The organism is Curtobacterium guangdongense (genome assembly GCF_049341845.1).
In the GTDB taxonomy this organism is placed as follows: Bacteria; Actinomycetota; Actinomycetes; order Actinomycetales; family Microbacteriaceae; genus Curtobacterium; species Curtobacterium guangdongense.
Genome location: NZ_JBMPIT010000002.1, coordinates 367,581 through 381,290 on the forward strand (window position 1 = coordinate 367,581; position 13,710 = coordinate 381,290).

Sequence of the window (13,710 nt, forward strand, 5' to 3'; positions counted from 1 at the left end):
ACTACCCTGGAGCCGTGACCGACACCACCGCCCGCCCGACCTCCGCCTGGGGCCACGGCCTCGCGACCGTCGCCTCCGACGGCACCGAGCTCGACACCTGGTTCCCGGAGACGCACCTCGGCGCGCTTCCCGCTGACGCCGAGTTGCCCCTCGAGCTGCAGGAGCACATCGGCGAGGACGACCGCCGTGGGGTCCGCATCGAGGCCGTCACCGTCGAGATCGAGATCGACGCCGCCCCGACCAGCACCCCGGACGCCTACCTGCGCCTGCACCTCCTCAGCCACCTGCACGTGCGTCCGAACACGATCAACCTCGACGGCGTCTTCGGCCACCTGCCGATCGTCGCGTGGACGAACGCCGGGCCCGTGCTCCCCGCCGACCTGACGCGCCTCCGCCCGTCCCTGCAGCGCGCCGGCATCGCCGTGCACGCGATCGACAAGTTCCCCCGCCTGGTCGACTACGTCGTCCCGGACCGGGTCCGCATCGGCGACGCCAACCGGGTCCGACTGGGCGCACACCTCGCACCGGGCACCACCGTCATGCACGAGGGCTTCGTGAACTTCAACGCCGGCACCCTCGGCGACGCCATGATCGAGGGCCGCGTGTCCCAGGGCGTCGTCGTCGGCAACGGCACCGACATTGGCGGCGGGGCGTCCATCATGGGCACGCTCTCCGGCGGCGGCACGCACCGCGTCTCGCTCGGCGAGCGCGCGCTGCTCGGCGCGAACGCCGGGCTCGGCATCTCCCTCGGCGACGACTCCGTCATCGAGGCGGGTCTCTACGTCACCGCCGGCACCAAGGTCGTGCTGGTCGGGTCGGCGCCGAACCCCGACGGCACCCCGAAGACCGTGAAGGCGGCGGAGCTGTCCGGCACGCCGAACGTCCTGTTCCGCCGCAACAGCCTCTCCGGCGCCGTGGAGGCGCTGCAGCGCCGGGGCGAGGGCATTCAGCTCAACACCGCGCTCCACGCGTAACGCGGCAACCGACTGGAGGCCCGGTGCCGGTCCGCGAGACCGGCACCGGGCCTCCAGTGCGTGGCGACGGTGACCGCCGCGTCAGCGAGCGGGCAGGTCCCGCTTCGGGGACCCCACGTACAGCTGCTGCGGGCGACCGATCTTGTTGAGGGGGTCGTTGTTGAGCTCGCGCCACTGCGCGATCCAGCCGGGCAGGCGCCCGATCGCGAACAGCACGGTGAACATCCGCGGCGGGAAGCCCATCGCCTTGTAGATGATGCCCGTGTAGAAGTCCACGTTCGGGTAGAGCTTGCGGTCGATGAAGTACTGGTCGCTGAGCGCGATCTCCTCGAGCTCCCGGGCGATGTCGAGCAGGTCGTCCTGCACGCCGAGGGACTCGAGGACCTCGTCCGCCGACTCCTTCACGAGCTTCGCGCGGGGGTCGTAGTTCTTGTACACGCGGTGCCCGAAGCCCATGAGCTTCACCCCGCGCTCCTTGTTCTTCACGCGCTCGACGAAGCGCTGCACGGGCTCGCCGGAGTCCTTGATCTGCTGGAGCATCTCGAGGACGGCCTCGTTCGCGCCACCGTGCAGCGGGCCGTACAGGGCGTTGATCCCGGCGGAGATCGACGCGAACATGTTCGCCTTCGTCGAGCCGACCAGGCGGACCGTGGCGGTGGAGGCGTTCTGCTCGTGGTCCTCGTGCAGGATGAGCAGCCGGTCGAGCGCCTTCGTGAGCACCGGGTTCGGCGTGTAGGTCTCGGCCATGGTGCCGAAGTTCAGGCGCAGGAAGTTGTCGACGAACGACAGCGAGTTGTCCGGGTACAGGAAGGCCTGCCCGATGGACTTCTTGTGCGCGTAGGCGGCGATGACCGGGAGCTTCGCGAGGAGCCGGACGGTCTGGAGCTCGACCTTCTCCGGGTCGTCGACGTCCATGTCGTCCTCGTAGTACGTGGACAGCGCGCTGACCGCACTGGAGAGCACCGACATCGGGTGCGCCGAGTGCGGCAGGGCGTCGAAGAGGCGACGGAGGTCCTCGTGCAGGAGGGTGTGCCGACGGATGCGCGCGTCGAAGTCCTCGAGCTCGGACTCGGTCGGCAGCTCGCCGTAGATGAGCAGCCAGGCGACCTCGAGGAACGTGCAGTTCGAGGCGACCTGGTCGATCGGGTACCCGCGGTACCGCAGGATGCCCTGGTCGCCGTCGATGTACGTGATCGCGCTCTTGGTCGACCCGGTGTTCACGAACCCGTAGTCGAGCGTGTTCATGCCGGTCTGCTTCTTGAAGGTCGAGATGTCCACCGTGGACGCGCCGTCGACGCTCGGCAGGATCGGGAACTCCGCCGTTCCACCCGGGTACGACAGCGTCGCGGTCTCCGTCGCCTGCTCGGCGGCGGGACTCACGGGGACGGGCGTCGTTGGCGGTGTGGCCGTCTTCTGAGCGTCATTGGCAGTGTCAGTCACGAGAACAGCCTAATCGCGCCGTCTGTCGCTCGCGCACACCCAGAGCCTCGGAACTTGGTGGGACTCACGAATTGCGGTCGGGTCGCCGCCCCGGTCGCCTACGCGGAAGCCACGCGGCGGCCGCTCGTCAGCCGCTGCGCCGCCGCTGCGATCCGCTCGTCCGTCGCGGTGAGGGCGACGCGCACGTGCTCGCCGCCGGCCGCGCCGTAGAAGGTCCCCGGGGCGACGAGGATGCCGCGCTCCGCCAGCCACGCCACCGTGTCGAGCGCCGGTTCACCCCTGGTGGCCCAGAGGTACAGGCCCGCCTCGCTGTGGTCGACGCGGAAACCGGCGCCCTCGAGCGCACGCCGGAGCATGCCGCGACGGGCACGGTACAGCGCCTTCTGCTGCTGCACGTGCGTCTGGTCCGCGAGCGCGACGATCATCGCCTGCTGCACGGGCAGCGGCGGCATCATGCCGGTGTGCTTCCGCACGGCGAGGACCTCGGCGAGCACCGCGGCGTCGCCGGCGACGAAGGCGGCTCGGTAGCCGGCCAGGTTGGACTGCTTCGACAGGGAGTACACGCTGAGCACGCCGTCGACGGAGTCGCCCACGACGCGCGGGTCGAGGATCGTCGGGGTCGGCTGCTGGTCGAACGGTGCTTCCCAGCCGAGTTCGGCGTAGCACTCGTCCCCGACGATCACGGCGCCGAGGGCACGGGCGCGGGCGACGGCGACGCGGAGTTCCTCGATCGAGAGCACCCGCCCGTCGGGGTTGCCCGGGGAGTTCAGCCAGATCAGCTTGGTGCCGTCCGGCCACGCGGCGGGATCGTCCGACGCCAGGGCCGTGGCTCCGACGAGCGCCGCGCCGAGCTCGTACGTCGGGTACGCCGCAGCGGGGAACACGACGGTGTCCCCCTTGCCGATGCCGAGCCAGAGCGCGAGGCCGGCGATGAACTCCTTCGAGCCGATCGTCGGCAGCGTCTGGTCCTCGGTCAGTTGCACGCCGTGGCGGCGGCCGTACCAGTCGGCGATGGCCTGGCGCAGGGCAGGGGTCCCGGCGACCTGCGGGTAGGCATGCGCGTCGGTGGCCTCGGACAGCGCCGTCCTGATGACTGCAGGGGTCGGGTCGACGGGCGAACCGACGCTGAGGTCGACGATGCCGCCCTCGTACTCGGCCGCGCGCTGCTTGAACGGGACGAGCTGGTCCCAGGGGAAGTCGGGGAGGTCGAGCGCCACGTGCGTGTCGTTCAGCCGCGCGGCGGTTCGGCCATGACGACCGGGTGGTCCTTGTGGATCACGCCGACCTTGGCGGCACCGCCGGGCGAGCCCACCTCGTCGAAGAACTCGACGTTCGCCTTGTAGTAGTCGGCCCACTCGTCCGGCAGGTCGTCCTCGTAGTAGATCGCCTCGACCGGGCAGACGGGCTCGCAGGCGCCGCAGTCCACGCATTCATCCGGGTGGATGTACAGCGAGCGATCGCCTTCGTAGATGCAGTCGACGGGGCACTCGTCGATGCACGCGCGGTCCTTGACGTCGACACAGGGCTGGGCGATCACGTAGGTCACGGTCGGGTTGCTCCCTTCGAACTGAGCGCTTCGAGTCTACTCGCGGGCGGCCGGCGTCCCTGACCGCGGCCGGTCGGCGTCGACACGGGCGTCGGCGGCGGCACGGGCACCGGAGAGATCCGGCCAGGCGAGCGCCAGCATGGCGACGATCGCCGGTCCGAACGTCCACACGTACCCGGCGGTGTTCGCCAGCACGAGCGGGGAGCTCTGCCCGCCGACCGACACCAGCACCTGCGTCGCGACGATGACCCCGATGCCGATGGCCGCGACCATCGCCCGCGACCGGTACAGCAGCCGCACGCCGACCGTCAGTCCGACGACGACGAGCGTCGTGAGCACGATGCCGATCGGGAAGGCGCCGAGGGTCTGCTGGTGGGTGATCGTGCCGAGTCCGCCGGCGAGGAGCCCGACGACGAGCGACGCGACGACCGCGGTCGCCTTGCCGGCGGGGGTCATCTCGGCGTACGTCTCCGGTGCCGGCGCCGACGGCGGTGCGTCGTGCCGGAAGGCCTCGGTCGCCGGAGCCTCGTGGCGCACACCGTGCGGCATCACCCACGACAGCGCGAGCGGGTCGGCGGGCTCGACGGGGTCGACGGTGACCTGGGAGCGGTACTGCTCGACCGCCGCGCGGAGCTTCGCGCGGACCGGGAGCACGTCCACGGTCAGGTCCGCTTCACCGGAGTCCGGGTCGACGATCATCGAGAACGGAACGTCCTCGGCCTTCGCCGCGTACTTCGCCGCGTGGTGCACCCGCACGTGGTCCGGGTGCCCGTACCCGCCGTCGTCGGCGTAGCTGATGACCGCGTCCGCCGCCGTGGAGCGGATCGCGGCGCGGACGTCGTCGACGACCTCGCCGAGGTCGGCCATCGTCAGCGAGTCGGCCGGGGCGTCGTCCGCGGCGACCGCTCGCCCGTCCGGTCCCCACTGCATGCCGGAGTCCGTGTAGCGGCGCTCGGGCAGGTCGGTCGGTCGGGCACCGGGACCGCCGAGCCAGAGGTGCGCCGGTCCCCCGAGTGCGGCGAGGGCCGCCGCGATCTCGGTCTCACGGTGGGCAGCGACGCGCGAAGCATCGCCGAACAGCGGCGCCAGCTCCGGTGTGAGCATCTCGCCGCGCTCGCCCCTGGTCGCCGTCAGGACGGTGACCTCGGACCCGAGTTCGAGGAGCGTGGCGATGGTCCCACCCGACGACAGGGTCTCGTCGTCGGGGTGGGCGTGCACGATGAGGACACGCTCGGGGCGCGTCGCGGTGGCCTTCGACATCGGGTCCAAGCGTACGGGACCGTGCCCGGACGGACTCCGCCTAGCGCGGGGTGACGATGTACGTCGCGGTCGCTCCGGCGTCCGACTTCGAGAAGGTCAGGACGACCCGGTGGTCGTCGCTCCGGAAGATCCCGAACGCGCTGGACGTGTCCGCCCGCTTCGCCGACTCGGTGAACCCGGCGTCGGTGAGCTGCTGCGCGGCCGCGGTGAAGTCGTCCACCCCGGCGGCCTGCACCTGAACCACCCAGCCGGACCCGTTCGGACCCGTCCCGCCGCCGAGCACCGTCCCGTCCACGAGCGGCACCGCGGCGGTCGGGAACCCGTCGGGGACCTTGCCGTCCGAGGTCACGTTTGCGCCCTTCAGCGCGGTGTCGAGCGCGCCGTCGATCCCGCCGGCGATGTTCGACATGCCCTGCTCGATCGCGGAACCGTCGATGCCCTTGACGTGCTCGCTGACGTCCGATGCCACCGAGGACCCGAGGTCGGTCGCCTGCTTCAGCGTGTCCGAGGAGCAGCCGGTGAGCCCGGCCAGGGCGATGCCGGCCGCCACGGCGGCCACGAGCGGGGTGCGGATGGCGTTGCGCATGCGGACAAGCTAACGGTTCGGCCAGGAGGCCCGGCGCGAGTTCCCTGGGAACCTGACGTGGGCCGTTTCGCGCGTTGGAGGACGAATCGCGCGTAGGTGGTCTTGAGGAACGACCTCCTACGCGCGATTCGGCTTTCCAGCGCGGATTGGATGGGACGGAAACGTCCGCCGGTGTCGAGCCGGGGGCGTCAGGACAGGTAGGCGCGCGCGGCGGCGACGAGCGCGTCGACGCCCACCGGGATCGCGGTCTCCGCCTGCGGCGCGTAGAACGGCGAGTGGTTGCTCGGGATGTCCTCGCCGCGACGGAACAGCTCCGGGTCGGTGATGCCCGTGAACCAGTACACGATCGGCACCCCGGCGGCCGTGGCGAGCTGCCCGACGTCCTCCGACGCCATCGCCAGGCCGGACTCCAGGTCGACGGCGTTCGGGACCGCCGGACGGAGGGCGTCGAGGACCTTCGCGGCCTGCTCCGGGTCGTTCACGAGGACGTCGGCACCCGGGAACCGCTCGATCGTCGGCTCCGGCAGGCCGCCCGCCTGGCTCTCGGCACGGACGATGCGCTCGATGGAGTCGATGATGCGGCCGCGGGTCTCCTCGTTGCGCGCCCGCGTGGAGATCTCGATGACGGCCTTGTCGGGGATGATGTTCGCCCGGCTGCCGGCATGGAAGCTCCCGACGGTCACGACACCGGCGTCGCTCGGGGAGGTCTCGCGGGAGACGATCGTCTGCAGCCGCACGACCGCCGACGCCGCCGTGACGACGGGGTCGAGCGAGGACTGCGGTGCCGACCCGTGGGCGCCGCGGCCGTTGAACGTGACGGCGAACCGGTCGCTCGACGCCATCACCGCACCGGCGCCCACCGCGACCATGCCGACCGGGGCCGGAGCGGAGTGCTGGCCGAGCACGACGGAGGGCTTCGGGAAGCGGTCGACGAGGCCGTCGTCGACCATCGCCCGGGCACCGGAGATGACCTCTTCGGCGGGCTGGAACACGGCCACGACGGTGCCGGACCAGTCGGCCTTCGTCTCGATGAGGCGCTCCAGCGTGCCGAGCAGCCACGTGACGTGGATGTCGTGGCCGCAGGCGTGCATCGTCGGGACGTCGGTGCCGGTCTCGTCGGTGCCGCGGTGCTTGCTCGCGTACGGGAGGCCCGTGCGCTCCTCGACGGGCAGGCCGTCCATGTCGGCGCGGAGCCAGATGACCGGACCCTCGCCGTTCGACAGGACCCCGACGACACCCGTGCCGCCGACGCCCTCGGTCACGTCGATGCCGCCCAGCTCGTGCAGCTTCGCGGAGACGACACCGGCGGTGCGGTGCTCCTGGAAGCCGAGCTCCGGGTGGGCGTGGAGGTCCTGGTACAGCGAGAGGAGGTCGAGAGTCACGGCATCAACCGTATCCCTCGACCTCCTCGTGCACTGTGTGCGGGTGCTTACGCGTCCTGACGCTTCAGGCGGGCGTACGCGCGCTGGCGAGCCTGCGCGTCGAGCTCCACCTTGCGGATGCGCACGGCGTCGGGGGTGACCTCGACGCACTCGTCCTCGCGGGCGAACTCCAGGCACTCCTCGAGGGAGAGCTGGCGCGACGGCGTCATCGACTCGAAGGAGTCGGCGTTCGCCGAACGCATGTTCGTGAGCTTCTTCTCCTTGGTGATGTTCACGTCCATGTCGTCGGCGCGCGAGTTCTCGCCGATGACCATGCCCTCGTAGACCTCTTCGGTGGGGTTGACGAAGAACGTCATCCGCTCCTGGAGGTTCGTGATGGCGAACGGCGTGACGACACCGGAGCGGTCGGACACGATCGAGCCGTTGATGCGGGTCTGGATCGGGCCGGCCCACTCGGCGTAGCCGTGCGAGATCGCGTTGGCGATGCCGGTGCCGCGGGTCTCGGTGAGGAACGACGTGCGGAAGCCGATGAGGCCACGCGACGGCACGATGAACTCCATGCGGATCCAGCCGGTGCCGTGGTTCGTCATGTTCTCCATGCGACCCTTGCGCGCGGCCATGAGCTGCGTGATCGCGCCGAGGTGTTCCTCCGGCGTGTCGATCGTCATGTGCTCGTACGGCTCCTGGAGCTTGCCGTTCTCGTCACGCTTGGTGACGACCTGCGGCTTGCCGACCGTGAGCTCGAAGCCCTCTCGACGCATCTGCTCGACGAGGATGGCCAGCGCGAGCTCGCCGCGACCCTGGACCTCCCACGCGTCGGGGCGGCCGATGTCGAGCACCTTGAGCGAGACGTTGCCGACGAGCTCGCTGTCGAGGCGGTTCTTGACCATGCGGGCGGTGAGCTTGTGACCCTTGACCTTGCCGACGAGCGGGCTCGTGTTGGTCCCGATGGTCATCGAGATCGCCGGGTCGTCGACCGTGATGGTCGGCAGCGGGCGGACGTCCTCGGGGTCGGTCAGGGTCTCACCGATGGTGATCGTGTCGAAGCCGGCGACGGCGACGATGTCACCGGGACCAGCGGACTCGGCCGGGTAGCGGTCGAGCGCCTTGGTGATGAGGAGCTCGGTGATGCGGGCGTTCTGGACGGTGCCGTCGTGCTTGACCCACGCGACCGTCTGGCCCTTCTTCATCGTGCCGTGGAAGATGCGCAGCAGCGCGAGGCGGCCGAGGAACGGCGAGGCGTCGAGGTTCGTGACGTGCGCCTGCAGCGGGTGCTCGTCGTCGTACTTCGGGGCGGGGACGTGCTGGAGGATCGCCTCGAAGAGCGGCTCGAGGTCGTCGTTGTCGGGCAGCGAGCCGTCGGCCGGCTTGTTGCGGGACGCGGCACCGGCACGACCCGAGGCGTAGACCACGGGGACGTCGAGGATGGCGTCGAGGTCGAGGTCGTCGACCTCGTCCGAGAGGTCGGACGCGAGACCGAGGAGCAGGTCCTGCGACTCGGAGACGACCTCGTCGATGCGGGAGTCGGGGCGGTCCGTCTTGTTGACGAGCAGGATCACCGGGAGCTTCGCGGCGAGCGCCTTGCGGAGCACGAAGCGGGTCTGGGGCAGCGGGCCCTCCGACGCGTCGACGAGCAGCACGACACCGTCGACCATGGACAGGCCGCGCTCGACCTCGCCACCGAAGTCGGCGTGGCCGGGGGTGTCGATCACGTTGATCGTGATGGGGCCGTCGGAGCCGAACTCGGTCGCGTGCTTCCCGTTGTAGAGCACCGAGGTGTTCTTCGCGAGGATGGTGATGCCCTTCTCACGCTCGAGGTCGTTCGAGTCCATCATCCGGTCTTCGCCCTCGAAGTGGGCGTCGAACGAGTTGGTCTGCGTGAGCATCGCGTCGACGAGCGTGGTCTTGCCGTGGTCGACGTGTGCCACGATGGCGACGTTGCGCAGGTCGGACCGGGTGGCGAGCGCCATACAGGACATCCTTCAAATTCTGGGAGAGTGTCGGGCCGACGTCGTCACGACACCGCACCCGCGGGCAGAACGCCCGACACACCAGTCTACCGGTAGTTCGCAAGTGGCAGGAGTACAGCACATGAGCCGACGGCGAACGTGGGTCGAGATCACGATCGTGCTCATGCTGTCGCTCGGCGGCAGCGCGCTCTACTCGGTGCTGCAGATCATCGACGACCTGTCGCAGACCACCCCGCTCGGGCAGCAGTCCACGGCGCTCAACACGTCGACGACCACGGTGCAGTACGTCGACCTCGCGAGGCAGCTCGTCGGCATCGCGGTGGACCTGGCCCCGGTCGCGCTGGTCTGCTACCTCCTCTGGAGCACCACCCGCCCACACCTGTCGCGCCTGGGCATCGACCGGTTCCGGGCCGGGTCCGACATCGGCGTCCCCGTCCTCATAGCGCTCGGCATCGGGATCCCGGGGCTCGCGCTGTACTTCACGGGCCGCGCGCTCGGGTTCACCGTGAACGTGAACCCCGCTGCACTCGACTCCTACTGGTGGACGATCCCCGTCCTGCTGCTCTCGGCGATCCGCTCTGGGCTGCAGGAAGAGGTGATCGTCATCGGGTACCTGTACGCGCGCCTCGGCGAGATCGGGTGGGGGCGCTGGCAGATCATCCTGTCCACCGCACTGCTGCGCGGTAGCTACCACCTGTACCAGGGCTTCGGCGCGTTCGTGGGGAATGCCGTGATGGGCATCGCGTTCGGGTGGATCTACACGAAGTGGGGTCGGCTCATGCCCCTCATCGTGACGCACTGCATCCTCGACGCCGCGGTCTTCGTCGGGTACCCCTGGGTGGCGCACGCGTTCCCTGCCCTGTTCCGGTAGGCGCGGCCGGCGGGGCTCACGCGCCGGTCGCGACCAGGCGGCGGGCGGGAGGCTCCGCTCGCGTCCGGCACCGAGCCTCCTGTCTGGCGTCCGGTCGAGTGCGCGGAAATGGCGGGGTGTCGGGTCGCTGGGTCGCACCTACTGCGCGCTCGTCGTCCGCCCATCGCGCGCCGTTCCGGCGCGCACCCGCCGAGTGCGCGGAAATGGCGACCACCGGGCGGCGCCGGCCGCCGTTGCTGCGCACTCGATCGCGAACGGCGCGTGGCCGCGACCACGCGGCGGACGGGAGGCTCGGCGCGCGTCCGGCACCGAGCCTCCCGTCCGGCACCTGGTCACCTGCGGACCGCCGGCCACCGCGCGTGCCCCGCGAACGGGCGAAGTACCCGGGCGGGTGCGCGATGGGACCCGGGTATTCCGCCCGCTCTTGCCGGGGGCGGGGCGGCCGAGGAACGAGTGCGCAGAAGGCGGGGTCCGGACGCGTCCGTGAGCCCGTCTTCTGCGCACTCGATCGAGTGCCGGCGGCTACGCCGTGAGGGTGGCCACCTGCTCCGGGTAGTGGCACGCCGCACGGTGGTCGACCGACGCGCCGCGGTGCGACGTCTTCTCGGGGACCTCGACCTCGCAGCGCGACTTCTGCGCGTCCGGCAGCATCGCGTACAGCGGGCAGCGCGACCGGAACCGGCAGCCGGTCCGACGTTCGGTGGGACTCGGCGGGTCACCGGGGAGCAGGATCGTCGTCCGGCTGCGCTCGACCACCGGGTCGGGCACCGGCACCGCGGACATCAGCGCCGCCGTGTACGGGTGCATCGGGCGTTCGAAGACCTCGTCGACCGCGCCCTCTTCCACCGTGCGGCCGAGGTACATCACGCTGACGCGGTCGGCGACGTGCCGGATCACCGACAGGTCGTGCGAGACGAACAGGTACGACAGGCCGAGGCGCGCCTTGAGCTCGGCGAGCAGGTTGAGCACGCCGGCCTGGATCGACACGTCGAGCGCTGAGACCGGCTCGTCGAGGACGATCAGCTCCGGCTCGGTGGCGAGCGCCCTGGCGATCGAGATGCGCTGCCGCTGGCCGCCGGAGAACTCGTGCGGGTACCGGTCGGCCTCGGCGGAACGGAGTCCGACGAGTTCGATGAGCTCGGGCACGCGCGCCTGGATCCGATCGGCGCTCGCGCCCACCGCACGGAGCGGTTCGGCGACGACGTCGTACACGGTCATGCGTGGGTCGAGGCTCGCCGCCGGGTCCTGGAACACCATCGAGATCCGGTTGCGGAGGGCCTTCGTGCCGGACTTGCTCGCGTCGACCGGCGCGCCGAAGAGCTCGACGGTGCCGACCTCGGGACGCTCGAGGTCCATCAGCTGGTGCAGCGTCGTGGACTTGCCCGAACCGGACTCCCCCACCAGGCCGAGCGTCTCGCCCTGCCGGATGTCGAGGTCGACCCCGTCCACGGCGAAGACCTCGCCGACCTTGCGGCGGAAGACCGAGCCCTTGACGAGCGGGAACGTCTTCGTGAGGCCCTCGACCTGGACGACGGGGTCGCGGTCGGTGCGCTGCACGTGCGCGGCCGGAGCGCTGTCGATCGACGGCAGCGTGAAGATCGCCCCCGCGTCGGCGTGGGCCTTCGCGACCTCGTCGGTGCGGTGGCAGGCGGCGGCGTGCGGGACGCTCGTGTCCACCGGCGCCTCGCCGGGGACGCCGGCCGCGACGTCGAGGACCTCGAGTGCCGGCTCGGACGTCCGGCACGCCTCGGCGGCGAGCGGGCAGCGGTCGGCGAACGGGCACGCGTCGGCCAGACCGATGAGCGACGGCGGCGACCCGGGGATCGGCACGAGGGGCCCGCCGCTCGACTCGTCGAGTCGGGGCAGCGCACCGATCAGCCCGATCGTGTACGGCATCCGGGGGCGGGCGAACAGCTCCTCGGCGCTGGCGGTCTCCACGATCCGGCCGGCGTACATGACCGCGATCCGGTCGGCGATCCCGGCGATGACGCCGAGGTCGTGGCTCACGAACACCAGTGCCGCACCGGTCTCCCGCTGGGCGGTGCGGAGCACGTCGATGATCTGCGCCTGGATCGTCACGTCGAGCGCCGTGGTGGGCTCGTCGGCGAGGATCACCTCGGGGTCGTTCGCCATCGCCATCGCGATCATCGCGCGCTGCCGCATGCCGCCGGAGAACTCGTGCGGGAATGCGTCGACGCGGCTCTCGGCCTGCGGGATGCCCACGAGCTTCAGGAGCTCGATCGCACGCTCGCGGGCCTGCTGCTTCGTGACGTCGCGGTGGATCCGGACGGTCTCGGCGATCTGCTCGCCGATCGTGTACACCGGCGTGAAGGCGGACAGCGGGTCCTGGAAGACCATCGCCACCTTCGCCCCGCGGAGCTTGCTCATCTGCCGGTCGCTGCGGCCGACGAGCTCCTGCCCGTCGAGGTCGATCGAGCCGGTGACGACCGTGGTCTCCGGGAGCAGGCCGAGGATCGCCATGCTCGTGACCGACTTGCCCGACCCGGACTCGCCGACGATGCCGAGGACCTCGCCACGGCGGAGCTCGAGGTCCACCCCGCGGACGGCGTGCACCTCGCCCCGAGGGGTCGGGAAGCGGACGTGCAGGTCGCGGACGCGGAGGATCTCGTCGGTGTTCGTCGTGGTGGTGCTCATGCGCCGGCGCCCGCCTGTGTGGTGATCGACGCCGCGTCGACCGCGGCCTGGTTCTGGTCGCGCTTCCGACCCGTGCGCTTCTGCTTCTTGCCCGTCGCGGACGTCGGGTCGAGGGCGTCACGGAGGCCGTCGCCCAGCAGGTTCGCCGCGATCGCGAAGATCACGAGCGCGCCTGCCGCGAAGTAGAACAGCCACGGACTGGTGAGCGCCGCGTCCTGGTTCTGCGCGATGAGCGTACCGAGCGACACGTCGGGCGGCTGCACGCCGAAGCCGAAGTAGCTGAGGCTGGTCTCCGCGAGGACCGCTGCGCCCACCTGGATCGTCCCGTCGATGATCAGGAACGACGCGACGTTCGGCAGGATGTGCCGGACGATGATCCGGAACGGCCCGATCCCCATGTACCGCGCGGCCCGGACGAACTCGCGCTCCTTCACGGACAGCGTCATCGAGCGGACGACGCGCGCCGTGACCATCCACCCGAACGCCGCGATGAGCACCACGAGCACGATCCATCCCGAGTTCTGGATGCGCGGGCTGATGATCGCGATGATGAGGAACGACGGCAGCACGAGCAGCATGTCGACGAAGAACATCACGATGCGGTCGGTCCAGCCGCCGAAGTACCCGGCCGCTGCGCCGGTGAGCGCCGCGAGGGCGGTCGAGAACAGCGCGACGAGCAAGCCGATGAGCAGGCTCTTCTGCATGGCACGGGCGGTCTGGGCGAACACGTCCTGTCCGATGCCGTTCGTGCCGAACCAGTGGGTTGCACTCGGCGGCTGCGTGAAGGCGGTGTAGTCGATCTGTGAGTACCCCCACCTGGTGACGAACGGTCCGAGGAACGCGAACGCGAACAGCAGGACGATCACGACGAGTCCGATGCCGGCACCGCGGTTCATGAAGACGCGGGCGACGGTCTGGACGAAGCGGTTCCGCTGCTTCTGACTCGTCCCCGGGCTCCCGGGCAGCGGGACGTCGGCCTTGCCGAGGGTGTCGCCGTCGACGGGTTCGATGCGGGTGTCGGTCATC

General features: G+C 70.5%; 11 protein-coding genes. 2 read left to right on the forward strand and 9 right to left on the reverse strand.

Going from position 1 to position 13,710, the window contains the following annotated elements; genetic code table 11:
• The first annotated feature begins 14 nt into the window (after positions 1-14).
• A complete protein-coding gene (gene dapD, locus ACO0E1_RS04145) occupies positions 15-974 on the forward strand; it encodes a 2,3,4,5-tetrahydropyridine-2,6-dicarboxylate N-succinyltransferase (RefSeq protein ID WP_422873024.1) in 960 nt (319 codons plus the stop codon).
• Positions 975-1,055: 81 nt separating this feature from the next.
• Here the strand turns inward: dapD and ACO0E1_RS04150 are convergent, their stop codons facing one another.
• The 7 genes from ACO0E1_RS04150 to typA all read right to left on the reverse strand — a co-directional run bounded on the left by ACO0E1_RS04150 (position 1,056) and on the right by typA (position 9,158).
• Positions 1,056-2,354: a citrate synthase gene (locus ACO0E1_RS04150; RefSeq protein WP_281267554.1), complete on the reverse strand. Its 1,299-nt coding sequence runs from the start codon at positions 2,352-2,354 to the stop codon at positions 1,056-1,058.
• Between the two features lie 158 nt (positions 2,355-2,512).
• A complete protein-coding gene (dapC, locus tag ACO0E1_RS04155) occupies positions 2,513-3,631 on the reverse strand; it encodes a succinyldiaminopimelate transaminase (RefSeq protein ID WP_422873025.1) in 1,119 nt (372 codons plus the stop codon).
• Between the two features lie 11 nt (positions 3,632-3,642).
• Complete coding sequence (gene fdxA, locus ACO0E1_RS04160; RefSeq protein WP_281267201.1) at positions 3,643-3,960, reverse strand: ferredoxin; 318 nt, start codon at positions 3,958-3,960, stop codon at positions 3,643-3,645.
• A 36-nt stretch (positions 3,961-3,996) separates the two neighbouring features.
• Positions 3,997-5,220 carry a PIG-L family deacetylase gene (locus ACO0E1_RS04165; protein ID WP_422873026.1) on the reverse strand — a complete coding sequence of 408 codons (1,224 nt, stop codon included), beginning with the start codon at positions 5,218-5,220 and terminating at the stop codon, positions 3,997-3,999.
• Between the two features lie 40 nt (positions 5,221-5,260).
• Positions 5,261-5,806, reverse strand: coding sequence for a hypothetical protein (locus ACO0E1_RS04170; protein ID WP_422873027.1), 546 nt, complete (start codon positions 5,804-5,806; stop codon positions 5,261-5,263).
• Positions 5,807-5,994: 188 nt separating this feature from the next.
• Positions 5,995-7,188: an amidohydrolase gene (locus ACO0E1_RS04175; RefSeq protein WP_422873028.1), complete on the reverse strand. Its 1,194-nt coding sequence runs from the start codon at positions 7,186-7,188 to the stop codon at positions 5,995-5,997.
• A gap of 47 nt (positions 7,189-7,235) precedes the next feature.
• Positions 7,236-9,158 carry a translational GTPase TypA gene (gene typA, locus ACO0E1_RS04180; protein WP_281267197.1) on the reverse strand — a complete coding sequence of 641 codons (1,923 nt, stop codon included), beginning with the start codon at positions 9,156-9,158 and terminating at the stop codon, positions 7,236-7,238.
• A 121-nt stretch (positions 9,159-9,279) separates the two neighbouring features.
• Between typA and ACO0E1_RS04185 the strand changes: the two genes are divergently transcribed.
• A complete protein-coding gene (locus ACO0E1_RS04185) occupies positions 9,280-10,029 on the forward strand; it encodes a CPBP family intramembrane glutamic endopeptidase (protein ID WP_413602552.1) in 750 nt (249 codons plus the stop codon).
• Between the two features lie 522 nt (positions 10,030-10,551).
• Here ACO0E1_RS04185 and ACO0E1_RS04190 read toward each other — a convergent pair.
• Positions 10,552-12,684 (reverse strand): dipeptide ABC transporter ATP-binding protein, encoded by a 2,133-nt coding sequence (locus ACO0E1_RS04190; RefSeq protein WP_422873029.1) that lies wholly within the window; start codon positions 12,682-12,684, stop codon positions 10,552-10,554.
• Positions 12,681-13,709 (reverse strand): ABC transporter permease, encoded by a 1,029-nt coding sequence (locus ACO0E1_RS04195; protein WP_422873030.1) that lies wholly within the window; start codon positions 13,707-13,709, stop codon positions 12,681-12,683. Before ACO0E1_RS04195 ends, ACO0E1_RS04190 begins: the two co-directional genes overlap by 4 nt.
• Between the last annotated feature and the right edge of the window lies 1 nt (position 13,710).

Bases quoted from the DNA above. Each gene is read 5' to 3' on its own strand.
- ACO0E1_RS04195 (WP_422873030.1), bottom strand. From the start codon at position 13,709: ATGACCGACACCCGCATCGAACCCGTCGACGGCGACACCCTCGGCAAG.
- typA (WP_281267197.1), bottom strand. From the start codon at position 9,158: ATGGCGCTCGCCACCCGGTCCGACCTGCGCAACGTCGCCATCGTGGCA.
- ACO0E1_RS04190 (WP_422873029.1), bottom strand. From the start codon at position 12,684: ATGAGCACCACCACGACGAACACCGACGAGATCCTCCGCGTCCGCGAC.
- ACO0E1_RS04170 (WP_422873027.1), bottom strand. From the start codon at position 5,806: ATGCGCAACGCCATCCGCACCCCGCTCGTGGCCGCCGTGGCGGCCGGC.
- ACO0E1_RS04185 (WP_413602552.1), top strand. From the start codon at position 9,280: ATGAGCCGACGGCGAACGTGGGTCGAGATCACGATCGTGCTCATGCTG.
- ACO0E1_RS04165 (WP_422873026.1), bottom strand. From the start codon at position 5,220: ATGTCGAAGGCCACCGCGACGCGCCCCGAGCGTGTCCTCATCGTGCAC.